The sequence below is a fragment of the Micromonospora halotolerans genome (genome assembly GCF_032108445.1).
GTDB classification, from domain to species: Bacteria; Actinomycetota; Actinomycetes; order Mycobacteriales; family Micromonosporaceae; genus Micromonospora; species Micromonospora halotolerans.
In genome coordinates this window covers 1,046,456-1,071,173 of record NZ_CP134876.1, presented here as the reverse complement: position 1 = coordinate 1,071,173, position 24,718 = coordinate 1,046,456, and the positions used below count along the sequence as shown (strand labels likewise).

The following is a 24,718-nucleotide window of genomic DNA, read 5'->3' as shown; positions in this document are numbered from 1 at the left end:
GGATGTGCCGGGGCGGAGCTATCCGCTGAACGACCGTTCGGGGTAAGTTTCTGGCACCAGTGACGTCGGCGTGCGATCCCGCATGCCGTGGACCCGCAGGGAGGTCAGCGCGATGAGCGGTGGTGACAAGCTCGATTTCGAGATCCGTCCGAATCCCGCGCCGGTATCCGCCGCCGACCGGGCCGCCCTGCTGGCGAACCCGGGCTTCGGCCGGGTGTTCACCGACCACATGGTGACCATCCGGTACGCCGAGGGCAAGGGCTGGTACGACGCCCGGGTGGAGGCGCGCGCGCCGATCCCCATGGACCCGGCCGCCGCGGTCCTGCACTACGCGCAGGAGATCTTCGAGGGGCTGAAGGCGTACCGGACCGGGGACGGGTCGGTGACCATGTTCCGCCCGGAGGCCAACGCGGCCCGCTTCGCCGCCTCCGCGCACCGGCTGGCCATGCCCGAGCTGTCGGCGGAGACGTTCGTCGAGTCGCTGCGCCGCCTCGTCGAGATCGACCAGGACTGGATCCCGGAGCACGAGGACGCCAGCCTCTACCTGCGCCCGTTCATGTTCGCCAGCGAGGTCTTCCTCGGCGTCCGCCCGGCCAACGAGTACCTCTACTGCGTGATCGCCTCGCCCGCCGGGGCGTACTTCGCCGGTGGGGTCAAGCCGGTGACGGTCTGGGTCTCGCCGGACTACACCCGGGCCGCGCCCGGCGGCACCGGCGCGGCCAAGTGCGGCGGCAACTACGCCGCCTCGCTCGCCGCGCAGGCCGAGGCCATCGAGGCCGGCTGTGACCAGGTGGTCTTCCTGGACGCGGTGGAGCGGCGCTTCGTCGACGAGCTGGGCGGCATGAACGTCTTCTTCGTCTACGACGACGACACCCTGGTCACCCCGCCGCTGACCGGCACCATCCTGCCGGGCATCACCCGCGACGCGATCCTCACCCTGGCCGCGGAGTCGGGGCACCGGGTGCAGGAGCGGCCGGTCAGCTTCGCCGACTGGCAGGCCGACGCGGCCAGCGGGCGGCTGCGCGAGGTGTTCGCCTGCGGCACCGCCGCCGTGATCACCCCGATCGGCGGGGTGCGCTTCCCGGACGGGGAGTTCCTGATCGGCGGCGGCGAGCCGGGCCGCTCCACCATGGCGCTGCGCCAGAAGCTGGTGGACATCCAGCGCGGCCGCGTCGAGGACCGGCACGGCTGGGTCTCCCGCGTCCTCTGACCCTCCACCAGCGCGTCCCGCACGGCCGGCCCGTCCTCGACGGCGCCGGCCGTGCGCGCTTCCCGGGTCAGTCCAGGAGGTGGGCGCGGAGGGCCTTGACCTGCTCGTCGGTCACGCCGGCGTGGCGGAGGTAGCCCTCGACGGAGCCGTGGCCCTCGCGTAGCTCGGTGAGGAAGAGCATCATCGCCTCGGCGGGGGAGGCCAGGAACGGCGGCGGAGGCTCCACGGCGTCCGGCAGGGTGGCCCGGACCCAGGCGCTGAACCGCTCGGACGCGGCGGTGCTGAGCGCGTAGTCGGCGGCGACGTCGTCGTCGGGGACGCCGAGCACGGCCAGGGTGAGCCCGCAGACGATGCCGGTGCGGTCCTTGCCGGCGACGCAGTGCACCACCACCGGCGCGTTGGCGCTGTCGGCGATCAGGCCGACCGCCTCGGCCAGCCCGGCGGTGCCGGTGCGGGCCAGGTCGGCGTACCGGTCGGCGAGGTAGCGGGCCAGGTCACTGCCGGGCTCGTACGTCCGCTCGGCCCAGTCCTGGTGCTCGGGATGGATGTGCCGGTAGGCCAGCCCGTCGTAGGCGGGCACCCGGCCGTCGCGGGCCACCTCGGTGGGGCGGCGCAGGTCGATGACGGTGCGGATGCCGAGCGCGGTGAACGCCGCCCGGTCGGTCTCGTCGATGCGGTGCAGGGAGTCGGAGCGGTAGAGCCGGCGGCGCCGGACGGTGCGCCCGTCGCGGGTGCGGTAGCCGCCGACGTCGCGGAAGTTGAAGAGCGCGGGAAAGGGGGTCTCCGGAGCGTCCACCCCTGACACGGTAACGGCCGGCGGGGCCACGATGTGCCCCGCCGGCCGCTGGTTGCAGGTCTCTCCGTTACCGGGCGGTGCCCGGCGGGATCGACGAGTAGGTGTCGTCGTAGTAACCGCCGAGCTTGTCCCGGTAGGCCGGGTCCGTGTCGGTGGCCTCGTCGTACTCGGGCGCGGCCTTGATCTGGTCCTTGCTCCGGTCGACGTAGACCTTCCGCTCGTCGTGGTCGACGTGGTTGACGGTGCCGGCCGGCAGCATGACCTTCTTGCCGAAGATCCACGGGCCGGTGTCCACCACGAGGAAACTGGAGTTCACCTCGTGGCTGGCCCGGTCCACCTTGCCGATACCGCCGTCACTCGCCTCCACCTTGTAGCCGACCAGGTCGACTCCGGTCACCCCGGCGTCGTCCCGGTAGCTCCACGGATCGAAGCGCCCGGCGGGCGCGCCGCCCGCGAAGGCGCCCTGACCACCCTGGGTCAGCGGATCCGGCGTCCCGTGGGTCGTTCGAGGGTCGAGCCGCTCCATGGCGTCAACACTCCCTTTCTCGACTTTCTCGGGGGATTTGCCTGTCGAATCCCTGCCTACCCGGTTGCGGAGATCGATACACCGGCCGGCTCAGGCCAGCGCGGCCTCCGCGTCCAGGGCCACCGCGGCGGCGTGCACCACGGAGGCGATGCGCAGCCCCTCGTGCACCTGGTCGCGGCTGAACCCGGCGGCCCGCAGGGTCTTCTCGTGCGACTCCAGGCAGACGCCGCAGCCGGTGATCGCCGAGACGGCGAGGCACCAGAGCTCGAAGTCGGTCTTCTCCACCCCGGGCCGGGCGATGATCTGCATCCGCAGCCGGGCCGGCAGCGAGGCGTACTGCTCGTCGCCGATGAGGTGCTTGGCCCGGTAGTAGACGTTGTTCATCGCCATGATGGTGGCCGCGCCCTTGGCCGCCTCGACCGCCTCGGGCGTGAGGTGCCCGGCCGCCTCGGCGGCGATCTCCCGCAGCACCACCGGGTTACGGGCCGCCACCGCGCAGGCCAGGGCGGTGCCCCAGGCCTGCTCCGGCTTCAGCGTCGAGGTGGCGATGGTGGAGCCGAGGTTGAGCTTGATGTCCTTGGCGTACTCGGGCAGGGCCGCCTTGACCGCGTCCAGACCCATGCTCAGGCCCCGGCACCGGCGAGCAGCGCGTTGGCGTCCAGGGTGGCGCCGCCCTTGTTCCAGTTGCACGGGCAGAGCTCGTCGGTCTGCAGGGCGTCGAGCACCCGCAGCACCTCGGAGACGTTCCGGCCGACCGAGCCGGCGGTCACCATGGCGAACTGGATCTCGTTGTCCGGGTCGACGATGAAGGTGGCCCGCTGGGCGACGCCGTCCTCGCCGAGCACGCCGCAGTCGGCGGTCAGCTCACGCTTGATGTCGCTGAGCATCGGGAAGGGCAGGTCGCGCAGGTCCGGGTGGTCCTTGCGCCAGGCGTAGTGCACGAACTCGTTGTCCACGGAGACGCCGAGAACCTGGGCGTCCCGGTCGGCGAACTCGCCGTTGAGGCGGCCGAACTCGGCGATCTCCGTCGGGCAGATGAAGGTGAAGTCCTTCGGCCAGAAGAAGACGACGCGCCACTTGCCCTCGTAGGTCTTGTGGTTGATCGTCTCGAACGCCTTGTCGGCGTCGAGCGAGACGCACGCGGTGAGTTCGTACTCGGGGAAGTGGTCACCGACAGTGAGCACGGGTCCTCCTTGACGGCGGCCTGGCGACGACGCCAGGCCGGTAACTGGATCTGTTCCAGATACTTCCGCAGCCCGGTCACCGCCGGACCCTGGGCAGGGCGGCTTGTTAAGTCGATCACGGACCCGTCCCGCGATGTGGGTTTCTCCTCCCACAAGCCGGATCGGAGTGGCAGAGTACGGACCGTGACCAGCTCCGTCCTGATTATTGGCAGCTAGCGCGCCGGCCTTCCCCCTCGCCGAGCGCGCAGACCTCCCGCATCCGCGGGGGGTCTTTTTGTTGCTCCCCGCAGGTTCGAGAAGAGGACTCCCATGACCTTCCAGGTGTACGACACGACGCTGCGCGACGGCGCCCAGCGCGAGGGGCTCACCTACTCGGTGGTCGACAAGCTGGCGGTGGCCCGCCTGCTCGACGACCTCGGGGTCGGCTTCATCGAGGGCGGCTGGCCGGGCGCCGTGCCGAAGGACACCGAGTTCTTCCGCCGCGCCCGCACCGAGCTGGAGTTGCGGCACGCGATCCTGGTCGCGTTCGGGGCCACCCGGAAGGCGGGCGTCGCGGTCGAGGACGACCCGCAGGTGCGCGGGCTGCTCGACGCGGCGACCCCGGCCGTGGCCCTGGTGGCCAAGGCGGACCTGCGGCACGTCGAGCGGGCCCTGCGCACCACCGCCGAGGAGAACCTCGCGATGGTCCGGGACACGGTCGCGTACCTGGTGGCGCAGGGCCGGCGGGTCTTCGTCGACGGGGAGCACTTCTACGACGGCTACCGGCAGGACCCCGCGTACACGGCCGCGGTGGCGGAGACCGCGCTCGCCGCCGGTGCCGAGCGGTTCGTCCTCTGCGACACCAACGGCGGGATGCTGCCCTCCCAGGTCACCGCCGCGATCACCGACCTGACCGCGCGGACCGGGATCGCCCCGGAACTGCTCGGCATGCACGCCCAGAACGACACCGCCTGCGCCGTGGCCAACACGATCGCGGCGGTCGAGGCCGGCATCCGGCATGTGCAGGGCACCGCGAACGGGTACGGCGAGCGCCCGGGCAACGCCGATCTCTTCGCGATCGTGGCCAACCTCCAGCTCAAGCTCGGCATGCCCGTCCTACCGGAGGGCTGCCTGGAACAGATGGTGCGGGTCTCGCACGCCATCGCCGAGATCGCCAACATCGCCCCCGACACCCACCAGGCCTACGTCGGGGCCGCGGCCTTCGCCCACAAGGCGGGGCTGCACGCGAGCGCGATCAAGGTGGACCCGTTGCTCTACAACCACGTGGATCCCTCGGTGGTGGGCAACGACATGCGGATCCTGGTGACCGAGATGGCCGGCCGGGCCAGCGTCGAGCTCAAGAGTCGCGAGCTGGGCCTGGACCTGGCCGGCCATCCGGAGACCCTGTCCCGGGTCACCAGCCGGGTCAAGGAACTGGAGGCCGGCGGGTGGTCGTTCGAGGCCGCCGACGCCTCCTTCGAACTGCTGGTCCGCTCCGAGCTGCCGGACGCCGCGCCGGCCCGGCCCTTCGCCCTGGAGTCCTACCGGGTGCTGGTCGAGCACCGCGAGGACGGCGCGGTGGTCTCCGAGGCCACCGTGAAGATCCGGGTACGCGGCGAGCGCGTCATCGCCACCGCCGAGGGCAACGGCCCGGTCAACGCCCTGGACGAGGCGCTGCGGGTGGCGCTCGCCCGGCACTACCCGGAGCTGCGGGAGTTCGAGCTGGCCGACTACAAGGTCCGCATCCTGGAGGGCAGCCACGGCACCGGCGCGGTGACCCGGGTGCTCGTGGAGACCGCCGGGGCGGGCCGCGACTGGACCACGGTCGGCGTCCACCCCAACGTGGTCGAGGCGAGCTGGCACGCCCTGGTCGACGCCCTCACCTACGGCCTGGACCGGGCCCGGGTCTGACGCTCACGCGGCGGGCAGCCGCAGTTCGGCCAGTACGGCCCGGTGGTCGCTGCCCGGCACGCCGTGCACGCTGACCGCGCGTACCTCGATGCGCCGGTCGACCAGCACGTGGTCGATGGTGACCGGCGGGATCGGGTCACCGTCGTAGGGGCCCCAGGTGCCGGACAGCCCGGCGCCGGCCGCGTCGGCGGCGTCCACGTAGCCGGTGTCGATCAGGTCGCGTAGCGGCGCGTGGTCGAGGGTGGCGTTGAAGTCGCCGGCCAGGATGCTCAACCCGCCGCGCGGGGTGGCCGGCGGTTGGGCCCGCAGGTCGGTCCACCAGTCCGGCACCACGTCGACCGCGTACGGGGCGGCCGGGTGCGCCGACTCCACCCGCAGCGGTGGCGCACCCGGCACGGCCACCGTCCCGTACGCCTGGGTGAGCTGGAAGCCCTCGTTGCGCCGCCAGCCCGTGCCGCTCAGCGGGTGGCGCGCGTACAGCCCGGATCCGGTGGTGCCGACCTCCGGGTTCAGCATCCGGTAGGGCAGCAGCGTGGCCAGCCCGAGCCGGTCCACCTCGGCGGCGATCTCCGGGGTGAACTCCTGCACGGTCAGCACGTCCACCCGGTGCGCCCGGACCAGCTCGACCAGCCGCGCCGGGTCGGCGCCGCCCTTGAGCAGGTTGGCGGTGAGCAGCCGGAGGGCCGGACCGTCCGCCGTGGGCCGGTCGTCGCGGACGACCCGCGGCGCCACCGCGGCGACCAGCGCCAGCGCGGCGAGGGCCGCCACCACCGCGGGCGCGCGGCGCCGCAGGGCGAGCGCCAGCACCACCGGGAGGAGCGCGGCGGCGGCGACGTACGGCGTGAAGGCGACGGCCTGCACCAGCGGCCCCTGTTCCAGGCCGGCCAGCCGGAGCGCCGCCCAGGCAACCACCGGCGCGACCGCCAGCCAGCAGGCGATCGTGGCGAACCGCGCCGCCCGGCTGCCGGCCCGTCCCGGCCCCTTCGTCGTGATCATGGCCGTCACGCTACCCGCCGCCGCGGCCGGGCATTTTCGTGAATGGCCCGGCGCTCACCTCTCACAATTATCGGAAGCGTTTTCCATTCGCCGGACAGTAAATGTGAGCTATTGACCGTCCGCATTTTCCGGTGCTAGGTTCCACCTGGTCGAGACGTCGCGACTCTCCGTAGTAAGACCAGCTCAATGCCAGGTGCAGCTCTACACTGACGGTGCGATCCGACGTGGACCCCCCGATGGTCCGCAATTGTTCTGCGCCTGGCTCCCGTGCCGCATTCATCCGTCCCGCATAACGCGGGCCGGCCGTGTCACCACGGTCACAAAAGGGAGATCTGTCATGGCCACATTCCTCAAGCGCAAGGCGACGGTGGTGGCCCTCGCCGCGCTGTCCCTCACCCTGGCCGGCGGCGGTTTCGCGGCCGCCGCCCACCCGGCGGCGAAGGCTCCGGCCGAGGTCGGGCAGCCCGGCGTGCGCCAGGCCGACCAGCAGCCGCCGGTGACCGCCGCCGAGACCCGGGCCGCGAAGGCCGCGCTGAACGCCACCCTCGCCGCGCCGGCCCCCGGGCTGGTCGCCTGGGCGGTGGTCAGCAGCAACGGAACCCTGCTCCAGCACTCCCCGAACGTCGTGAGCGCCAAGAAGTTCTCCCCGTCGGTGCAGGGCCAGTTCGCCGGGCAGTACCAGGTGACGCTCGACTACGCCGTCAACCTCAAGGGGCTGCACGCCACGATCGGCAGCAACGACGCGGCGAACGTCCCGCCCGCGGGCGAGGTCTCGGTGTCGCCCCGCTACCTGATCCCGAACGCGGTCTTCGTCCAGACCCGCAGCTCCAGCGGCGGGTACGCGGATCGGCCGTTCCACCTGCTCATCGCCAACTGACCCCGCCAAAAGCAGCCGGCCCCCGCCCCCGGGCGGGGGCCGGCTGTCGTGGCCGCCCGACCCGTCTGCGCCTTCCCACCCCGCTCGCACCGTTGCCGACCGGCCGGGAGAGTCGTCCCGGTCCGGCCCCGGAAGGGCCGCCCAGGGGCCGATAATCCGACGTTTGTCCGCACGCCGGCACGGGAAGCAAGCACCGTGACGGACATCTCGGACACCCTGGCCAGCGTGCCCAGCCCGGTCGATGCCGACGCGAGCGGCGTCGAGCTGGAACAGACCCTCTTCGAGGTCAAACGCGTGATCGTCGGGCAGGATCGGCTCGTCGATCGCCTGCTCACCGCCCTGATCGCCGACGGCCACTGCCTGCTGGAGGGCGTACCGGGGGTGGCCAAGACCCTCGCGGCGCAGACCCTCGCCACCGTGGTCGGCGGCACCTTCTCCCGGATCCAGTTCACCCCCGACCTGGTCCCCTCCGACATCGTCGGCACCCGCATCTACCGCGCCTCCACCGAGTCGTTCGACGTGGAGCTGGGCCCGATCATGGCGAACCTGGTGCTCGCCGACGAGATCAACCGGGCCCCGGCCAAGGTGCAGTCGGCGCTGCTCGAGGCGATGGCCGAACGGCAGGTCTCCATCGGCGGCCGGAGCTGGCCGGTCCCCGACCCGTTCCTGGTGCTGGCCACCCAGAACCCGATCGAGTCGGAGGGGGTCTACCAGCTCCCCGAGGCGCAGCGCGACCGCTTCCTCATGAAGGTCGTCGTCGACTACCCGAGCGACGCCGACGAGCTGGCCATCCTCTACCGGATGAGCACCGAGCGGCCGACCGCCCGCCCGGTCCTCGACCCCGTGCGGCTGCGCGCGCTCCAGCGCCGGGCCGCCGACATCTTCGTCCACCACGCCCTCGCCGAGTACGTGGTCCGGCTCATCCTCGCCACCCGCGACCCGGGGCGGTTCGGGCTGCCCGAGATCGCGCCGCTGCTGGCGTACGGGGCCAGCCCCCGGGCCACCCTCGGCCTGGTGGCCGCGGCGCGGGCGCAGGCGCTGATCCACGGCCGCGACCACGTGCTCCCGGAGGACGTCCGGGACCTCGCGGTGGACGTGCTGTCCCACCGGCTGGTGCTCTCCTTCGACGCGGTGGCCGACGGGGTCTCCGCCGAGTCGCTGGTCCGCCGGCTGGTCGAGGCGGTGCCATCACCCCGGGTGGTCACCGGGCACCCGGAGGCGGCGGCCGACCTGGCGGCGGCATGAGACGCCGGGACGCACCCACCATGCCCGACCCCGGACTGGCCGACCTGGCTCCCGACCAGCGGCTGCGCCGGCTGGAACTGACCGTCACCCGGCGGCTCGACGGGCTGCTGCACGGCCAGTACCGCGGCCTGCTGCCCGGGCCCGGCAGCGAGGCGGCCGGCAGCCGGGAGTACCGCCCCGGCGAGGACGAGGTCCGCCGGATGGACTGGGCGGTGACCGCCCGGACCACCGTCCCGCACGTACGCGTGGTCGACGCCGACCGCGAGCTGACCACCTGGCTGCTGGTCGACGCCAGCCCCAGCATGGAGTACGGCACGGCCACACTGGACAAGCGGGAGCTCGCGGTGGCCGCCGTGGCGGCGGTCGGCTTCCTCACCGCCGGCGTCGGCAACCGCCTCGGCGGCCAGGTGCTCACCCCGGACGGCATCCGCCGGTTCCCGGCCCGCGGCGGGCGTACCCACCTGCTCGGGCTGCTCCGCGCCCTGCTGGGCGCGCCGCGCACCGACGGGCACGCGGAGACGCCGGGCCTGCACGACGGGCTCGACGGGCTCCAGCGGATGGCCACCCGGCGCGGCCTCGTGGTGGTCGTCTCCGACTTCCTCGACGGGCTGCCCGACGACCCGGACGCCGCCCCGGCCTGGGAGCCCGTGCTGCGCCGGCTGGCCGTCCGGCACCAGGTGCTGGCCGTCGAGGTGACCGACCCGCGCGAGCTGGAGCTGCCCGACGTCGGGCTGGTCACCCTGGTGGACCCGGAGACCGGCCGCCGCCGCGAGGTGTGGACCGGCGACCCGGGCCTGCGCGAGCGGTACGCCCGGGCCGCCGCCGCCCAGCGCGACCAGGTGCGGGACGCGCTGCGCCGGTCCGGCGCGACGCACCTGGCGCTGCGCACCGACCGGGACTGGGGCGCGGACATCGTCCGGCACGTGCACGCCCAGCGCCGGCTCGCGGCCGCGCCCGCCGCGCCCCGGGGAGGTGGGGCGTGACCTGGCAGTCGCCCGCCCGCCTCTGGCTCCTGCTGGGCGTCGCCGCGCTGGTCGTCGGCTACCTGGCCATGCAGCGCCGGCAGAGCCGGTACGCGGTGCGCTTCACCAACCTGCGGCTGCTGGACCGGGTCGCCCCGCAGCGGCCGGCCTGGCGCCGGCACGTCCCGGCGGGACTCTTCCTCGCCATGCTCGCGCTGCTGGTGGTCGGCTTCGCCCGGCCCAACGCCGAGGTGCGGGTGCCCCGGGAACGGGCCACCGTGATGGTGGCGGTGGACGTGTCCACCTCGATGCTGGCCGGCGACGTCGATCCGGACCGGCTGACCGCCGCCAAGGAGGCCGCCCGCCGGTTCGTCGACGGGCTGCCGGACGAGTTCAACGTGGGACTCGTCGCGTTCGCCGGCAGCGCGGCGGTGCTGGTGCCCCCGAGCACCGACCGCGACGCCCTGGACGAGGGGGTCGAGCGGCTCGCCGAGGGGATCACCGGGGTGCAGGGCACCGCCATCGGCGAGGCGATCAGCACCTCGCTGGGCGCGGTCAAGAGCCTGGACGCCAAGGCCGCCAAGGACCCGCCGCCGGCGCGGATCATCATCCTCTCCGACGGGGCGAACACGTCCGGCATGGATCCGCTGGAGGCGGCCGGCCAGGCCGTGGCGGCCAAGGTGCCGGTGCACACCATCTCGTTCGGCACGCCGACCGGCTCGGTCGACCGGGGTGGGCGGGCGATCCAGGTGCCGGTCGACGGGCAGACCCTCAAGGCGGTCGCCGAGGAGACCGGGGGCGGCTTCCACGAGGCGTCCACCAGCGCCGAGCTGCGCGCCGTCTACGAGGACATCGGCACGTCGGTGGGTTACCGCAACGAACGGCAGGACATCTCGGCCCGCTTCATCGGCCTCGGGCTGGTCTTCGCCATGGGGGCCGCCGCCGGATCGCTGCGGTGGTTCTCCCGACTGCCCTGACCGCGCAAGGACCGGACGACGCACGACACGTGAGGAGCCCAGGTATGGCAGTGCAGACCGGACTCGGCGAACCGCGGGGCCCGTGGTTCGTCTCGCCGGAGCTGGACCCGGACGGCCGCGGGCGCTGGGACGTACCCGGTTCCGAGCGGGAGGCCGCGCGGCGGGGCTGGCGTCGCCGGCTGCTGAGCGCGGCGGCCGTGGTGGCCCTGTCCACCGTCTCCGGGGCGGCGGCCGGCACCTGGGCCGCCGACCGGGACGCGCCGGGCCCGTCGGCGGCCTCGGCCGCGCCGGTGCCGGCGGAGCTGGTCACCGCCGCCGAGAAGACGGTGCCCGGGGTGGTCTCGGTGATGGTCGGCGGTTCGTCCGGCGCGTCGGCCAGCGGCTCCGGCTTCGCCATCGACAACGAGCAGCACATCGTGACCAACGACCACATCCTGTCGCGGGGCGGGTCCGGCCCGGTGACGGTGGAGACCTCCGACGGGCGCCGGTTCACCGCGGAGGTGGTGGGACGGGAGCCGGGCAGCGACCTGGCGGTGCTGAGGGTCCCGGCGTCGGCCCGGCTGGCGGCGCTGCCGCTGGCCAAGCCGAACTCCACCCGGGTGGGGGAGCCGGTGCTCGCCGTGGGCTCACCGCTGGGCCTGGCCGGCACCGTCACCGCCGGTATCGTCAGCGCGCTCAACCGGCAGGTCCGCATCGGCAACGGCCGGCACACCGCCGTGCAGACCGACGCCTCCATCAACCCGGGCAACTCCGGTGGGCCGCTGGTCAACGCGCGCGGCGAGGTGGTCGGGGTGAACACGGCGATCGCCACCATCGACGGCAACGGCTCGATCGGCATCGGGTTCGCCATCCCGATCGACCAGGTCCAGCAGACCGCCGACACCATCATCGGCCGCGGCGGCTGACCGGCCCGGCGGCCCCTGACCTGCGCCGTCGTGCCGGGCCGGGAACTGTCGGATATCCGGCGTGGGACCATCGGGCCATGGAAATATTACGCTGAGTATGGATACTGGCGTGGGTGGAGCAAGCTGTCATCGCGGCCCTCCTCCTGGTGGGCCTGGTCGTCGGCGCCGGTGTCGGCGCGTCGTACGCCCGCGCGCAGCGGGGTTGGAAGGACTATCAGACGATCCGGACCAGCGTCCCGGGCGCCCGGCGCACCGCCTGGACGGCGATCCGCGGGGTGGTCACCAAGATCGGGGTGATCGCTCTGCTGCTGGTCGGGGCGGCGGCGTACGCGGCGGCCGGTTCGGACCACGAACCGGCCGGCCCGGCGCCCACCCCGACCCCGACCGTGACCGCCACCCCGGGCCACCGCGCCGGGCGCTAGCCTCGGGGCGTGGACGACGGACTGCGGGTGACCGACCGGCTCGTGGTGCCCGACGCCGAGCTGCGGGAACGCTTCTCCCGCTCGTCCGGTCCGGGTGGCCAGGGCGTCAACACGACCGACTCGCGGGTGGAGCTGAGCTTCGACCTGGCCGGCTCGCCGAGCGTGCCCGAGTCGCTGCGCGCCCGCGCCCTGGACCGGCTCGCCGGCCGGCTGGTCGACGGGGTGCTCACCGTGACGGCCAGCGAGCACCGGGCGCAGCTGGCCAACCGGGAGGCGGCCCGCGAACGGCTGGTCGCCCTGTTACGCGAGGCGGTGGCGCCGCCGCCGAAGCCGCGCCGCCCCACCCGCCCCTCGCGGGCCGCCAAGGAGCGCCGGCTCGCCGACAAGAAGCGGCAGTCCCAGCGCAAGCGCGACCGCCGGGTGGACGGCGACTGACGGACCCGCGGGTCAGCGCGACCGCACCGGCCCGATGCCGGCCCGCTCGTGGTCGCGGAGCACCTCAAACGCGGTGAGGGCCAGGCAGACCGCGGCCAGCAGGGCCAGCGCGAGCAGCGCCGACAGCCCGACCGTCAGTGGCAGCAGCGCCGCCACCACCACGGCCTGCACCAGCCGGGCCGGCCGCCAGCGCCCGGTCGTCCGCCACCGGAACGCCTGGACTCCCGACAGGTAGAGCAGCACCCCGCCGAAGAGCGCGGCGTGCGCCAGTGGATACGGCGGCGGACCGAGCTCGAAGAAGCCCCGGCTGCCCAGCACCGACATGGTCTTGCGCAGGCCCAGCGAGACCAGCACGATCCCCGCCACCATCGGCAGGTGCAGCCACGTGTACGCGTCGCGGGCCAGCCGGGTCCGGGTGCGCGCGTCGGCGGCGGCCAGCGCCCGTTCCCCCTCGGTGCTGTCCCAGCCGAAGTAGGCCCACCACAGGGCGGCCAGCAGGGCGGTGCCGAGGAACACCGCCACCACGATCCGGGCCGAGATCGGCGTGTACACCACGGCGCTGCCCATCGAGATCACCGCCTCCCCGAGCCCGATGATGATGATCAGGCTGTGCCGGTCGGCCCAGTGCTCCGCCGAGCGCACGCTGAGGTGACGCAGGCCCACCCGGGCGTTCCCGGCCAGGTCGACCGCGATGGCGAGCAGCCACAGCCCGACCCGCGGCGGGGAGAACTGGCGGACGTCGCCGACCGGCAGCGGCAGCAGCGCGGCGACCAGCATGAGCCCGAGCGAGACGAGGGTCGGCGCGGCGGCCCGCAACGGCGGCGTCCGCCACGCCGGGTCCTGCCACGCCACCAGCCCGAACGAGGCCAGGTGCAGCAGCCGGATGGCCGCGTAGCAGGCGACGAAGACCAGCGGCCCGGGCAGGCCACCCCGCGAGTCGTCGATCGCCTGCGGGCTGGCCAGCGTGATCAGCGCGGTGAGCGCCACCACGAGCACCATGACGAGGCGGACCACCGGGCTCTCCGAGCGGACCTCGGCCGACAGCCAGGCGTACGCGCACCAGGCCTGCCAGAGCACGGCCAGCACCAGCAGCCCGCGCGCCAGGCCGGACCACGTCGGGTCGTCGGCCATCAGCGCGGCCACCTGGAGGAAGGCGTAGACGAAGACCAGGTCGAAGAAGAGCTCCTTCGGGGTGACCCCGGCGTGCTCCTGGGTCGGGCCGATCATCGCGTGCAACCGGCGGTGCCGGTGCCGGAACACGGTCACGTCGGCCAGCGCGGTCGCGCCCACCGCCGCGGCCAGCAGCGCCAGCTCGGCCAGCGCCGGCAGGTGCGGGGCGACGGGCGCCAGCCCGGCCACCAGCAGGATGCCGAGCACCGGCGACCGGCCCAGGATGCGCAGCGTCCGCACCTCGAACAGCACCAGCCCCAGCAGGTAGAGCACCACCCCGCCGTGGAGCACCAGCAGCGTGAGGATCGGGGTCGCGTCGTGGCTGTCCGCGCTCAGCTCGCCGAGCACCTTCTTCAGGCCGAGCGCCACCAGGATCAGCCCGGCCATCATCGGCAGGTGCAGGAAGCTGTACGCGTCCCGGCCGAGAAGCGCGCGCCGCGTGCCGGCGGCCCGCTCCATCGCCTGCTCGGCCGCGAACCGGGCCACGTCGAAGTACGTCCACCACAGCGCGCCGGCCAGCGCCACCCCGAGCAGCGCCCCGGCCAGCACCTCCGGGGTCAGCGGCTGGGTCGCCGCCACCCCCTGGCTCAGCCCCACCGAGATGATCGACTCCCCGAACCCGATCAGGATGATCAGCGCGTGCCGCTCCGCCCAGTACGAGATCGAGCCGATCCGCCACAGGTCCGCGCGGAGCAGCATCGCCCCGCCGTACTCCGCGACGATCGCGCAGCCCACCAGCCCGAAGCGGAGCCACTCCCGGCCCACCTCGCCCGGCACGTGTCCCGGGACCAGCGCGGCGGCGAGCAGGAACAGCGCGCCGGCCAACGGCGGCGGCCACGCCCGCCGCGCGAACCGGCGGGGTGCCACCTCCCCGACGGCGACCAGCGCGGCGGCGGCCAGCGTGGCGCCGCGCACGACCAGGTAGCCGAGGGCGAAGACCACCGGACCGGAGAGCCCGCCGGGCCGGTCGTGGAACGCCTCCCGCACCGTCAGGCCCATCACGAACAGGGTGGCGCTGAGCCCGAACACGAGCACCGGCATGACCCCGCGGTCCAGCCGGACGGTGCTGCCCAGCCAGGCGAACGGCGCCCAGCACCACCACAGCAGCACGAGCAGCAGCAGGCCGCGCGGCAGCCCGGCCGGGTTGAGCTGCTCGGCGGTCACCCCGGTGACGTTGAGGAACGCGAAGACGAAGATCAGGTCGAGGAAGAGTTCCAGCCGGCTGACGCCGCCCGCGTCGCCGGCCAGCTGGACCCGCCCGGCGCCGCCCACCACCTCACTGTGCCAACCGGGCCGGGCCCGGACGGGGGATCCGTCCAATCACCCACCGGCCGGCCGCGACCCCGAAAACGGTTTGAGGACCGGCCGCGCCCTCGCCCAGAATCCGCCGGGTGCCGAGCGATTTCTCCGTCAAGCCCACCCTCCCCGGCGACCGCGCCCTGCTGCGCCCCTTCGTCGACGACGACCTCGCGGCCTTCGAGGCGATCCTGGCCGACCCGGAGGTGGCCCGGCTCACCGGCAGCCCGCCCGGCGAGGGGCTGGAACCGGCCCGGCTGCGGGCCTGGTACGGCACCCGCAACAGCCAGCCGGACCGGCTGGACCTAGCCGTGGTGGACCGGGCGACCGGAGCCTGCGTGGGCGAGGTCGTCCTGAACGAGTGGGACCGGGACAACCGCAGCTGCAACTTCCGCACCCTGATCGGCCCCGCCGGGCGGGACCGGGGGCTGGGCACCGAGGCGGTCCGCCTCATCGTCGGCTACGGCTTCGAGCAGCTCGGCCTGCACCGGATCGGGCTGGAGGTGTTCGCCTTCAACCCCCGCGCCCGCCGGGTCTACGAGAAGGTCGGGTTCGTGGCCGAGGGCACGCTGCGGCAGGTCCTCCGCGACGGCGACGGGTGGGTGGACGCCACCGTGATGTCGATCCTCGCCCCGGAGTGGGCCGCGCACCGGGGCCACCCGGCGTGAGGGCCGGGCGGCGGGACCTCAGCGCCGGGCCAGCGCCAGCACGCTCAGGCCGAACATGAGGACGCCCAGGGGGAGGTGGACCGACGGTACGTGGGCGATGCCGAGCACGACCTGCACCGAGGCGAGGACGAGGAATCCCGACGCGTGCCAGACCGGCCGGGGCGAGCCGCCGCCCGGCTTCCACGCCAGCACCGCCGCGAGCACGTACAGCATGGACGCCCCGTACATCACCCGGGCTCCGACGCTGTGCAGGGTCTCTCCGTACGACGAGGTGAGCAGCAGCCCGGCGGAGACCGCCTGGAGGAAGATGGTCAGGGTCTGCAGGGCGATCGCGGTCTGCAGGAACGAGGAGCTGCGCCGTGTGCTCGTCGTCGTCGTCGCCGTCACCTGGGTGGCCATGTCACGGTCCCCTTTTCCGCCCTCGGGCAGTAGATCGTTAAGGTCTCACCAGCCCGACGACGCGGGCCGGCGAAAGGTAAGGCGGGGGCGGCCGGAAGCATGGGAACTGTGGGAACCCGCACGGATGAGATAGCCGGCGAGCGGCGCCAACTGATCAACGTCGCCTACCGGTTGCTCGGCTCGGTGACCGAGGCCGAGGACGCCGTACAGGACGCCTACGCGCGCTGGTACGGGCTGCCACCGGGCCAGCAGGAGGAGATCCGGTCTCCCGGCGCCTGGCTGATGACGGTGACCAGCCGCATCTGCCTGGACCGGCTCGGCTCGGCGCGGGCCCGCCGGGAACGCTATGTCGGCGCGTGGCTGCCCGAGCCGCTGCCCGACCGCGCCGAGTGGAACCACCCGGGCGGCGCGGACCCCACCCGCCCTGCCGACCCTGCCGACCAGATCGTCCTGGACGAGTCGGTGGCCATGGCCCTCCTCGTCGTCCTGGAGTCGACGACGCCCGCCGAGCGGGTGGCGTTCGTCCTGCACGAGGTCTTCCGGTATCCGTTCGCCGAGATCGCCGACGTGCTCGGCCGAACCCCGGCGGCCTGCAAGCAGCTGGCGGCGTCCGCCCGGCGGCGGGTGAGCGTGGCGCGCGCTCCGGTGCCGGCGAGCGGCCAGGCCGACGTGGTGCGGCACGTCCGGAAGGCCTGGGAGGCCAAGGACATCGCGGCCCTCGTCGGTCTGCTCAACCCGGCTGCCGTGATGACCGCCGACGGTGGCGGCATGGCCGGCACCGCCCTGCACCCGGTCGAGGGCGGCGCGCACATCGCCCGGTACATGGTCGCCATCGCCGACCTGGCTCCGGGACTCGAACTCCTGGAGCGGTCGGTCAACGGTGTGCCGGGCCTGGTGGCCCGGCGTGCCGGCGCCGTCGTGACCGTGGCCTCGTTCGACGTCTCCGAGGACGGGCGCGTCACCCGGATCTGGGTGGTCCGCAACCCGGAGAAGCTACGGCCGTGGGCGCGGGAGGGTTAGGCTCCCGCCCCCACCCGTTCCGGTGGCTCCGCCCGGTCCAGCAGGGTCCCGCAGACACCGATCAGGCGGGCCCGCAGGTGGCCGGCACGCTGGGCGAACTCGCGTTGACGGGCGACGTACTCCGCCTTGCCCTCCGGCGTCTCGATGGCCACGGGCGCCTCCCCGTACGAGGAGAAGTCGTACGGGGACGCCTGCATGTCGAGCAGCCGGATGTCCCGCGCCAACTCGAAACAGTCGAGCGCCAGATCGCCCGGAACGGCGGGGCCCAGCTTGGTGGCCCACTTGTGGCAGTCCATCGAGGCGTGCAGGCAGCCCGGCTGGTCCAGCTCCACCTGGCTCTCCCTCGTGGGTTGGAGCCGGTTGAGGCCGACCGCGTCCGGGGTGAAGAACCGGAACGCGTCGAAGTGGGTGCAGCGGATCTGGTGCGACTCGACCACCGCGTCCGTGCCGGCCTGGCCGAGCCGCAGCGGCAGCGGGTGCCGATGCTCACGTTGGCGGTACACCATCGCCCACTCGTGCAGGCCGAAGCAGCCGGTGAAGGCCGGCCGCGACGCGATCGAGGACAACAGCCGGTGGATGAAGCGCACCGACTCCGCCCGGTCGGCCAGGAACGCCGCGACGTCGACGCTCACGCCCCCGTCCGCGTCGGTGGCGTACCAACGCCACGCCCCGTGTGGGGCGGGCCCGTCCGGTCCGGGTTCCAGGGTGATTCCGACGCCGGGGTGCCACCGTCGCAGCACGGACGGCCTGGTGCCGTAGTAGTCGTAGAGGAAGTCGTCGATCGCGTGACGTTCCCTCGCTGCCCTGCGGGCACGGTGGCCCGCGGTGAGGGAGTCGGCGCGTTCCTGGTGAGCCTGCGCGAGGGCGCGCCAGGTCGGTGCAGCCAGGCGGGTCACCGGTTCCGGCCCCGGGTGTCCGCACCGTGCCGCCCGCGTGTCCCCTGCATGCCGGGGTGCCGGCGGCGCGGCTGCGCGGTGGCGGGGGCGAGGGCGGCGGTCACGGACCCCAGGGTACGACCGCCGCCCGCCCCCGGTCACCGCACGTCGACCCGCACCCCGGCGGAGAACACCCCGCTGCGCAGCTCCAACTGCTTCGGGGGGTCGCCGCCGTGCACCGTGAACACCAGCGGCAGCAGCACCCGGGAGCCCGCCGCGACCGGCTGGGCGAAGACGTCCCGGCCGAGGTTCGCCACCCGGGTGGCGTTCTCGTCGGTGGCCACCCAGTTACCCCCGGGCAGGTACGCCCGCTGCAACTGCCCGTGCCAGGTCTGCTCGCCGGGCGTGAGATTGCGCACGCCGACCGTGGCCAGGCACTGCCGGCCGCCCGCCGACGCCGCCGGCAGCGTCCCGGCGCCGCAGGTCATCCGGTAGACGGTGAACTCGAACGCGGTCTCCCGCAGCGGAACGCCGAGCGCCCCGGTGGCGCTGGTGCCCACCCACGCGCCGCTGGTCGGCTGCTTGGTGGTGTCCATGGCGGCGACCCGCTGGGTGGCCGTCCACGCCGCCGCGCCGACCACGCCGGCCAGCACCGCGGCCGCGACCCCGACCACCATCCAGATCGGCGGCCGCCGCCGGCGCCCGGCGGGCGCCGGCATGGCCGGGCGCGGGTAGACCGTGCCCCGGTCCGCCGGGCCGCCCACGCCACCGGCGACCGGCGGGACGCCGGTGGCCGCCGCGGCCGGGCCGGGCCCCCCGCGCCGCCGCCACGCCCACCACAGCACACCCCCGGTCAGGACCAGGAGCGCGGCCAGTGCGGCCAGCAGCACCGGCGGGCGGCGCCAGGCCGGCGCCGCGGTCACCTGCGCCGCCGGGGCCGTGGCGGCGCCCGTCCAGGTCGCCGTGGCGCAGTCGTACGGCCGGGTGCCGTCGGTGCCGTAGGCGCAGGTCGGCGCGGTGACCGGCCGGCCCGGACCGGCCACGCTCAGCGCGGTGTTCAGCGTGGTGGTGCTCCGCGCCGGCAGCCGCAGCCGCCAGGTCACCTCGTTGGCGGTGGCCGACCCGACCGGGCGGTTGGCCCGGCCCCCGCCGGTGACCGCGGTCGCCTTGGACCCGGCCGGCAGCTCCTGCCGGACGGTCGTCTCGACGGGCGTGGGGCCGCCGTTGCGGACCTGGATCCGGTAGCCCGGCGCCGGGGTGCCGGCCGCCGCCACCGCCACGGTGACCGGCGGCGTGCTCAGCTGGATCGGCGCCGGCTTGGTGGTCGGCATCGCCGGTGGCGCCGCCGGCATCCCGGTCGGGATGGGCGTGGCCCGGGCCGCCGCGGCGGGCGGCGCCGCCGGTTGCGGCGGCGCGGCCTCCGCCCGGGGCGCCGCCCCGGGCAGCGCCGGCACGGCGGCGATGACGCCGAGGCAGTTCACGAGCACTGCCAGGGTCCTGTGGTGTCGTCTCGATGCAGGCATACGAACGCACCTCCGGCCCCGAAGCTATGGGCCCGGGCCCGCCGGGCGGGTACGAAGTGCGCAATCCCGCCCCGGCCGGCGCGGGCCGGCGTACCCTGGCGCGCCCCGCGACAGAGGCCGTCGCCGCGTCCGGCGTGGCCCGGCCGGCCGTCGGGGATAGATTGGCCGGGTGCGTATCGCTCGTTTCGCTCATGCCAAGGGAATGTCGTTCGGGGTCGTCGAGGGCGAGTCGGAGGCCGGGCCGCAGGGTCTGACCATCGCCGAGATCGAGGGCCACCCGTTCGGGCAGATCCAGTTCTCCGGCGCCCGCTGGGCGCTCTCCGACGTCCGGCTGCTCTCACCGATCCTGCCCAGCAAGGTGGTCTGTGTCGGCCGCAACTACGCCGAACACGCCGCCGAGCACGGCAGCGAGGTGCCCAAGGAGCCGCTGCTGTTCCTCAAGCCGTCCACCTCGGTGATCGGCCCCCGGGACGCCATCCGGCTGCCGATCTTCTCGAAGCAGGTCGAGCACGAGGCCGAACTGGCCGTCGTGATCGGCGCCCCGGGCGCGCGCCGGGCCGACCGGGCCGCCGCCGAGCGGGCCATCTTCGGCTACACCTGCGCCAACGACGTCACGGCGCGGGACCTCCAGCGCTCCGACGGGCAGTGGACCCGGGCCAAGGGCTTCGACTCGTTCTGCCCCATCGGGCCGTGGATCACCACCGGGCTGGACGTCACCGACCTGGAGGTCCGCTGCGAGGTGGGCCGCAACCCGGAGGAGATGGAGGTACGCCAGCTGGGCCGCACGAAGGACATGGTCTTCGACGTGCCGGCACTCGTGTCGTACATCTCCCACGTCATGACGTTGCTGCCCGGTGACGTCGTGCTGACCGGCACGCCGGCCGGGGTTAGCCCGCTCACCGACGGGGATACGGTCACCGTGCGGATCGAGGGGATCGGCGAACTCACCAACCCGGTGGTACCGGTCGCCTGATGCGTCCGACGCCTCGTTTCCGCAGCTCAGTGGCGGTTCGGGGGGTTGGATTTGGCCTGCCGGCACCGGGAGGGTAAAGTTCATTCCCGGCGCCGCAAGGGGCCAATGGGGTATGGGGTAATTGGCAGCCCGACTGATTCTGGTTCAGTTAGTCTAGGTTCGAGTCCTGGTACCCCAGCGCAGCCGCGGATTCGCGAGAATCCCGGACGCTGGATTCTGGCGGAGTTCCGCTCCGCTCCTCGCGAGAGGGGCGGCAGATGATCTCTGATAGAGTCAGCTTCCCGCCCGTTGAGGGCGCGGAAGCATGAAGTTCTGGCCCCGTCGTCTAGCGGCCCAGGACGCCGCCCTCTCAAGGCGGTAGCGCCGGTTCGAATCCGGTCGGGGCTACAAGCATCGACAGCCCGTCCCACCTCGTGGGGCGGGCTGTTTCGTGTCTCCCGGGCAGCGCCTGGCCCAGACCCCCTCGACGGGGGTGGACGTGGTGCCGCTAGACTACTGCCGCACCGCTCGTCAGGGCGGTGAAGCAGGAAAAGTGCCTGGCCCCGTCGTCTAGCGGCCCAGGACGCCGCCCTCTCAAGGCGGTAGCGCCGGTTCGAATCCGGTCGGGGCTACCACAGGAACGGCCCGTCTCGCTCCACGAGGCGGGCCGTTCACCGTTCCACCCGCAGGGGTGGGGTCACAGGCCGGAGAGGCGTTGGCCGGCGCGGACCACGGCCATGGCGTGGCGTTCGCCGGGGCGGCGGCCCAGGCGCTCGATCGGACCGGAGATGCTGATCGCGGCGATGACCCGGCCGGTGCGGTCGCGGATCGGGGCCGAGACGCTCGCCACACCGGCCTCCCGCTCGGCGACGCTCTGGGCCCAGCCGCGGCGGCGCACCTCGGCGAGGGTGCGGCCGGTGAACTTCGACCGGGGCAGCAGCGGCATGACCGCCTCGGGCGGCTCCCAGGCGAGCAGGATCTGCGCCGCCGAGCCGGCCGTCATGGGCAGCACCGAGCCGACCGGCACGGTGTCCCGCAGGCCGCTGGCCCGCTCGGCCGCGGCCACGCAGATCCGCTCGTCGGCGCGGCGCAGGTAGAGCTGGGCGCTCTCCCCGGTGGCGTCGCGCAGCGCGGCGAGCAGCGGCTCGGCCGCGGTCAGCAGCACGTCCGGCGCGGCGTTGGCCAGCTCGCCGAGCCGGGGGCCGGGGCGCCAGCGGCCCTGGGTGTCCCGGACCAGCATCCGGTGGATCTCCAGCGCCTGCGCCAGCCGGTGCGCGGTGGCCCGGGGCAGCTTGGTGCGTTCAACGAGTTCGGCCAGGCTGGCGCCGTCGACGCAGGCGGCCAGGATGACCACCGCCTTGTCGAGAACGCCGACACCGCTCATACTGTGTCCCACAAGCCGAAATTTACCTCCCAGAATTTAGGATGTCCAGATGGTGGGAGTCACTCAACCGAGGACCCTGGCCGAGAAGGTCTGGGACGCGCACGTGGTCCGCTCCGCCGCCGGCGAGCCGGACCTGCTCTTCATCGACCTGCACCTGCTCCACGAGGTCACCAGCCCGCAGGCGTTCGACGGGCTGCGCCTGGCCGGCCGCCGGGTCCGCCGCACGGACCTGACGATCGCGACCGAGGACCACAACACCCCGACCGGGTACGACGACCCGGCGTTCCGCTCCCGGCGCGGCGACCTGCTCACGATCGCGGACCCCACCTCCCGCACCCAGATCGAGACGCTGCGCCGCAACTGCGCCGAGTTCGGCGTGCGGCTGCACCCGCTGGGCGACGAGAACCAGGGCATCGTGCACGTCATCGGCCCCCAGCTCGGCCTCACACAGCCGGGCATGACGATCGTCTGCGGCGACTCGCACACCGCCACCCACGGCGCGTTCGGCGCGCTCGCCTTCGGTATCGGGACCAGTGAGGTCGAGCACGTGCTGGCCACCCAGACGCTGCCGCAGGCCCGCCCGAAGACCATGGCCGTGAACGTCACCGGCCAGCTCGCCCCGGGAGTCACCGCCAAGGACCTGGTGCTCGCCCTGATCGCCCAAGTGGGCACCGGCGGCGGGCGCGGGCACATCGTGGAGTACCGGGGCGAGGCCATCCGGAACCTCTCGATGGAGGGCCGGATGACCATCGCCAACATGTCCATCGAGTGGGGCGCCAAGGCCGGCATGATCGCGCCGGACGAGACCACCTTCGCGTACCTCAAGGGGCGGCCCCACGCGCCGCAGGGAGCCGACTGGGACGCGGCGGTGGCCCACTGGCGGACGCTGCCCACCGACGAGGGCGCGACCTTCGACACCGAGGTCACCCTGGACGCCGGCCGGATCACGCCGTTCGTCACCTGGGGCACGAACCCCGGCCAGGGCCTGCCGCTGGGCGCGGCCGTGCCGGACCCGGAGGAGTTCGTCACCGAGGCCGAGCGGGTCGCGGCCCGCCGGGCCCTGGAGTACATGGACCTCACGCCCGGCACCGCGCTGCGTGACCTGGCCGTGGACGTGGTCTTCGTCGGCTCCTGCACCAACGGCCGGCTGGAGGACCTCCGCGCCGCCGCCGACGTGCTGCGCGGGCACAAGGTCGCCGACGGCGTACGCATGCTGGTGGTGCCGGGTTCGGCCGCGGTGCGCGAGGCGGCCGAGGCGGAGGGCCTGGACAAGGTCTTCGCCGACGCGGGCGCCGAGTGGCGCTTCGCCGGCTGCTCCATGTGCCTGGGCATGAACCCCGACACGCTCAAGCCGGGCGAGCGCTCCGCCTCGACCTCCAACCGCAACTTCGAGGGCCGCCAGGGCCGGGGCGGGCGTACGCACCTGGTGTCCCCGCCGGTCGCCGCCGCCACCGCCGTGGTCGGCCGGCTGGCCGCCCCCGCCGACCTGTAGAAGGGCAGCCGAGAGATGGACAAGTTCACCACCCACACCGGCACGGCCGTGCCGCTGCGGCGGTCCAACGTGGACACCGACCAGATCATCCCCGCCGTGTACCTCAAGCGGGTGACCCGGACCGGATTCGCCGACGGTCTGTTCAACGCGTGGCGGGAGGATCCGTCATTCGTCCTCAACGATCCCGCCCATTCGGGTGCGTCGATTCTGATCGCCGGCCCGGAGTTCGGCACCGGATCTTCCCGGGAGCACGCCGTCTGGGCGCTGCGGGACTGGGGCTTCCGGGCCGTGATCGCGCCTCGCTTCGGCGACATCTTCCGCGGCAACGCGCTCAAGGAAGGGCTCCTTCCGGTCGAGTTGGAATTGAAAGCCGTCGAAGAACTGTGGGATCTCGTGGAATCCGAGCCGACCACCCCGATCACGGTCGACCTCGCCGCCCGCCAGGTCCACGCCGGTGACGCCACCTGGGCGTTCCCGCTGGACGACCACAGCCGTTGGCGGCTCATGGAGGGCTTGGACGACATTGGACTCACCCTCCGGCACGAGGCCGAGATCAGCGCCTACGAGGCGTCCCGGCCGTCGTTCCTGCCCTCGGTCGCCTGACCACAGATAGCTTTTCGCCCCCACCGGCCCGGCCGGTGGGGGCGAATCCGTTACGACACAAGGGCTTTTTTCCACCGAATGTTTGTGTCCAGGCAGCACAGGGCATACCGTGCGCGCAGAATGGCTCGCGACGAGTCAGTTGCACAATCGGGAGGAAGTCGTGAACAAGGCCGAGCTCATCGAGGCGCTCGCCGTTCGCCTGGGGGACCGGAAGACGGCGACGGCCGCGCTCGACGCGGTCCTCACTGAGGTTCAGGCGGCGGTCACCAAGGGCGAGAAAGTGGCGATCACCGGTTTCGGAGCGTTCGAAAAGCGCGTCCGGGGAGCCCGAACAGCGCGCAACCCGCGGACCGGCGAGGCGGTGAAGGTCAAGAAGACCTCCGTCCCGACCTTCCGGGCGGGCGCGGGCTTCAAGGAGATGGTGGCCAGCGGCAAGGTGCCGAAGTCCACCGCCGCCGCCAGGAAGACCACCTCGGCCGCCGCCGCGAAGACCACTGGCGCGAAGGCGACCGGGGCCAAGGCGACCGCCGCGAAGAAGACCACGGCGGCCGGTGCCGCCAAGAAGACCACGGCGGCGAAGGCGGCCAAGACCACCGCCGCGACCAAGAAGGCCGCGCCCGCGAAGAAGGCGGCGACCAAGACGACCACGGCGAAGAAGACCACCGCGGCGAAGTCGACCGCGGCCAAGAAGACCACCGCCGCCAAGAAGACGACGGCAGCCAAGAGCACCGCCGCCAAGAAGGCGCCGGCGAAGAAGGCTCCGGCCAAGAAGGCCGCCAGCCGGCGCTGACCGCACGACCCGGAAGGGTGCCCACCGTTCGTGGTGGGCGCCCTTTCTCGTGGGTACGCGTTGACCCGCCGTCGCCTCAGCCCGGAGAATCCTCGTGCCGAAAACCCCCGTCGGTCACGAG

The 24,718-nt window shown here is 73.5% G+C and carries 25 protein-coding genes and 3 tRNA genes; 18 read left to right on the top strand and 10 right to left on the bottom strand.

Annotated elements, in window-relative coordinates:
* Positions 1–112: 112 nt before the first annotated feature.
* Positions 113–1,210: a branched-chain amino acid aminotransferase gene (locus RMN56_RS04940; RefSeq protein ID WP_313722643.1), complete on the top strand. Its 1,098-nt coding sequence runs from the start codon at positions 113–115 to the stop codon at positions 1,208–1,210.
* Between the two features lie 67 nt (positions 1,211–1,277).
* Here RMN56_RS04940 and RMN56_RS04935 read toward each other — a convergent pair whose 3' ends face one another.
* From RMN56_RS04935 to RMN56_RS04920, 4 genes are all read right to left on the bottom strand, one after another.
* A complete protein-coding gene (locus RMN56_RS04935; RefSeq protein ID WP_313722642.1) occupies positions 1,278–2,006 on the bottom strand; it encodes a tyrosine-protein phosphatase in 729 nt (242 codons plus the stop codon).
* 67 nt (positions 2,007–2,073) lie between these two features.
* On the bottom strand, positions 2,074–2,532 hold the full coding sequence (locus RMN56_RS04930; protein ID WP_313722641.1) for a PRC-barrel domain-containing protein: 459 nt from the start codon (positions 2,530–2,532) through the stop codon (positions 2,074–2,076).
* Positions 2,533–2,622: 90 nt separating this feature from the next.
* Positions 2,623–3,153, bottom strand: a complete 531-nt coding sequence (ahpD, locus tag RMN56_RS04925; protein WP_262281485.1) for an alkylhydroperoxidase, AhpD family — start codon at positions 3,151–3,153, stop codon at positions 2,623–2,625.
* Positions 3,154–3,155: 2 nt separating this feature from the next.
* Positions 3,156–3,716 carry a peroxiredoxin gene (locus RMN56_RS04920; protein ID WP_154225098.1) on the bottom strand — a complete coding sequence of 187 codons (561 nt, stop codon included), beginning with the start codon at positions 3,714–3,716 and terminating at the stop codon, positions 3,156–3,158.
* Between the two features lie 309 nt (positions 3,717–4,025).
* Here RMN56_RS04920 and cimA point away from each other — a divergent pair, with 309 nt between their 5' ends.
* Positions 4,026–5,606, top strand: coding sequence for a citramalate synthase (gene cimA / locus RMN56_RS04915; RefSeq protein ID WP_313722640.1), 1,581 nt, complete (start codon positions 4,026–4,028; stop codon positions 5,604–5,606).
* A gap of 3 nt (positions 5,607–5,609) precedes the next feature.
* On the opposite strand, the gene RMN56_RS04910 is transcribed toward cimA, so the two are convergent.
* Positions 5,610–6,602 (bottom strand): endonuclease/exonuclease/phosphatase family protein, encoded by a 993-nt coding sequence (locus RMN56_RS04910; RefSeq protein ID WP_313722639.1) that lies wholly within the window; start codon positions 6,600–6,602, stop codon positions 5,610–5,612.
* Between the two features lie 337 nt (positions 6,603–6,939).
* Between RMN56_RS04910 and RMN56_RS04905 the strand changes: the two genes are divergently transcribed.
* The 7 genes from RMN56_RS04905 to arfB all read left to right on the top strand — a co-directional run bounded on the left by RMN56_RS04905 (position 6,940) and on the right by arfB (position 12,425).
* Positions 6,940–7,479: a hypothetical protein gene (locus tag RMN56_RS04905; RefSeq protein ID WP_313722638.1), complete on the top strand. Its 540-nt coding sequence runs from the start codon at positions 6,940–6,942 to the stop codon at positions 7,477–7,479.
* Positions 7,480–7,674: 195 nt separating this feature from the next.
* Positions 7,675–8,724 carry an AAA family ATPase gene (locus RMN56_RS04900; protein ID WP_313722637.1) on the top strand — a complete coding sequence of 350 codons (1,050 nt, stop codon included), beginning with the start codon at positions 7,675–7,677 and terminating at the stop codon, positions 8,722–8,724.
* A gap of 20 nt (positions 8,725–8,744) precedes the next feature.
* Positions 8,745–9,707: a DUF58 domain-containing protein gene (locus RMN56_RS04895; RefSeq protein WP_313722636.1), complete on the top strand. Its 963-nt coding sequence runs from the start codon at positions 8,745–8,747 to the stop codon at positions 9,705–9,707.
* A complete protein-coding gene (locus RMN56_RS04890) occupies positions 9,704–10,663 on the top strand; it encodes a VWA domain-containing protein (RefSeq protein WP_313722635.1) in 960 nt (319 codons plus the stop codon). Before RMN56_RS04895 ends, RMN56_RS04890 begins: the two co-directional genes overlap by 4 nt.
* Before the next feature lie 44 nt (positions 10,664–10,707).
* Positions 10,708–11,568 (top strand): S1C family serine protease, encoded by an 861-nt coding sequence (locus RMN56_RS04885; RefSeq protein WP_313722634.1) that lies wholly within the window; start codon positions 10,708–10,710, stop codon positions 11,566–11,568.
* A 113-nt stretch (positions 11,569–11,681) separates the two neighbouring features.
* A complete protein-coding gene (locus RMN56_RS04880) occupies positions 11,682–11,990 on the top strand; it encodes a hypothetical protein (RefSeq protein ID WP_313722633.1) in 309 nt (102 codons plus the stop codon).
* A gap of 9 nt (positions 11,991–11,999) precedes the next feature.
* Positions 12,000–12,425 (top strand): alternative ribosome rescue aminoacyl-tRNA hydrolase ArfB, encoded by a 426-nt coding sequence (arfB, locus tag RMN56_RS04875; protein WP_313722632.1) that lies wholly within the window; start codon positions 12,000–12,002, stop codon positions 12,423–12,425.
* A gap of 12 nt (positions 12,426–12,437) precedes the next feature.
* Here arfB and RMN56_RS04870 read toward each other — a convergent pair whose 3' ends face one another.
* On the bottom strand, positions 12,438–14,867 hold the full coding sequence (locus tag RMN56_RS04870; RefSeq protein ID WP_313722631.1) for a low temperature requirement protein A: 2,430 nt from the start codon (positions 14,865–14,867) through the stop codon (positions 12,438–12,440).
* 119 nt (positions 14,868–14,986) lie between these two features.
* Between RMN56_RS04870 and RMN56_RS04865 the strand changes: the two genes are divergently transcribed.
* Positions 14,987–15,559, top strand: coding sequence for a GNAT family N-acetyltransferase (locus RMN56_RS04865; protein WP_313722630.1), 573 nt, complete (start codon positions 14,987–14,989; stop codon positions 15,557–15,559).
* An 18-nt stretch (positions 15,560–15,577) separates the two neighbouring features.
* On the opposite strand, the gene RMN56_RS04860 is transcribed toward RMN56_RS04865, so the two are convergent.
* Complete coding sequence (locus RMN56_RS04860) at positions 15,578–15,958, bottom strand: hypothetical protein (protein ID WP_313722629.1); 381 nt, start codon at positions 15,956–15,958, stop codon at positions 15,578–15,580.
* A 108-nt stretch (positions 15,959–16,066) separates the two neighbouring features.
* Between RMN56_RS04860 and sigJ the strand changes: the two genes are divergently transcribed.
* Entirely contained in the window at positions 16,067–16,978 is a 912-nt protein-coding gene (gene sigJ, locus RMN56_RS04855) for an RNA polymerase sigma factor SigJ (RefSeq protein ID WP_313722628.1), read from the top strand.
* On the opposite strand, the gene RMN56_RS04850 is transcribed toward sigJ, so the two are convergent.
* Both RMN56_RS04850 and RMN56_RS04845 read right to left on the bottom strand, forming a co-directional pair.
* Complete coding sequence (locus tag RMN56_RS04850; RefSeq protein ID WP_313722627.1) at positions 16,975–17,874, bottom strand: 3-methyladenine DNA glycosylase; 900 nt, start codon at positions 17,872–17,874, stop codon at positions 16,975–16,977. The two genes, sigJ and RMN56_RS04850, sit on opposite strands and share 4 nt — an antisense overlap.
* Before the next feature lie 137 nt (positions 17,875–18,011).
* Positions 18,012–19,376, bottom strand: a complete 1,365-nt coding sequence (locus RMN56_RS04845; protein WP_313722626.1) for a hypothetical protein — start codon at positions 19,374–19,376, stop codon at positions 18,012–18,014.
* Positions 19,377–19,545: 169 nt separating this feature from the next.
* Here RMN56_RS04845 and RMN56_RS04840 point away from each other — a divergent pair, with 169 nt between their 5' ends.
* From RMN56_RS04840 to RMN56_RS04825, 4 genes are all read left to right on the top strand, one after another.
* Positions 19,546–20,349, top strand: a complete 804-nt coding sequence (locus tag RMN56_RS04840; RefSeq protein ID WP_091268833.1) for a fumarylacetoacetate hydrolase family protein — start codon at positions 19,546–19,548, stop codon at positions 20,347–20,349.
* A gap of 106 nt (positions 20,350–20,455) precedes the next feature.
* Positions 20,456–20,527 (top strand) — tRNA-Gln (locus tag RMN56_RS04835).
* A 136-nt stretch (positions 20,528–20,663) separates the two neighbouring features.
* Positions 20,664–20,736 (top strand) — tRNA-Glu (locus tag RMN56_RS04830).
* Between the two features lie 151 nt (positions 20,737–20,887).
* Positions 20,888–20,963, top strand: a tRNA-Glu gene (locus RMN56_RS04825).
* Positions 20,964–21,025: 62 nt separating this feature from the next.
* Here RMN56_RS04825 and RMN56_RS04820 read toward each other — a convergent pair.
* Positions 21,026–21,712 carry an IclR family transcriptional regulator gene (locus RMN56_RS04820; RefSeq protein WP_013284529.1) on the bottom strand — a complete coding sequence of 229 codons (687 nt, stop codon included), beginning with the start codon at positions 21,710–21,712 and terminating at the stop codon, positions 21,026–21,028.
* A gap of 49 nt (positions 21,713–21,761) precedes the next feature.
* Here RMN56_RS04820 and leuC point away from each other — a divergent pair, with 49 nt between their 5' ends.
* The 3 genes from leuC (at position 21,762) to RMN56_RS04805 (ending at position 24,597) form a co-directional block, all read left to right on the top strand.
* Positions 21,762–23,204, top strand: a complete 1,443-nt coding sequence (gene leuC / locus RMN56_RS04815) for a 3-isopropylmalate dehydratase large subunit (protein WP_313722625.1) — start codon at positions 21,762–21,764, stop codon at positions 23,202–23,204.
* A gap of 15 nt (positions 23,205–23,219) precedes the next feature.
* On the top strand, positions 23,220–23,807 hold the full coding sequence (gene leuD / locus RMN56_RS04810; protein ID WP_313722624.1) for a 3-isopropylmalate dehydratase small subunit: 588 nt from the start codon (positions 23,220–23,222) through the stop codon (positions 23,805–23,807).
* Positions 23,808–23,967: 160 nt separating this feature from the next.
* Positions 23,968–24,597, top strand: a complete 630-nt coding sequence (locus tag RMN56_RS04805) for an HU family DNA-binding protein (RefSeq protein WP_313724651.1) — start codon at positions 23,968–23,970, stop codon at positions 24,595–24,597.
* Positions 24,598–24,718 lie beyond the last annotated feature (121 nt).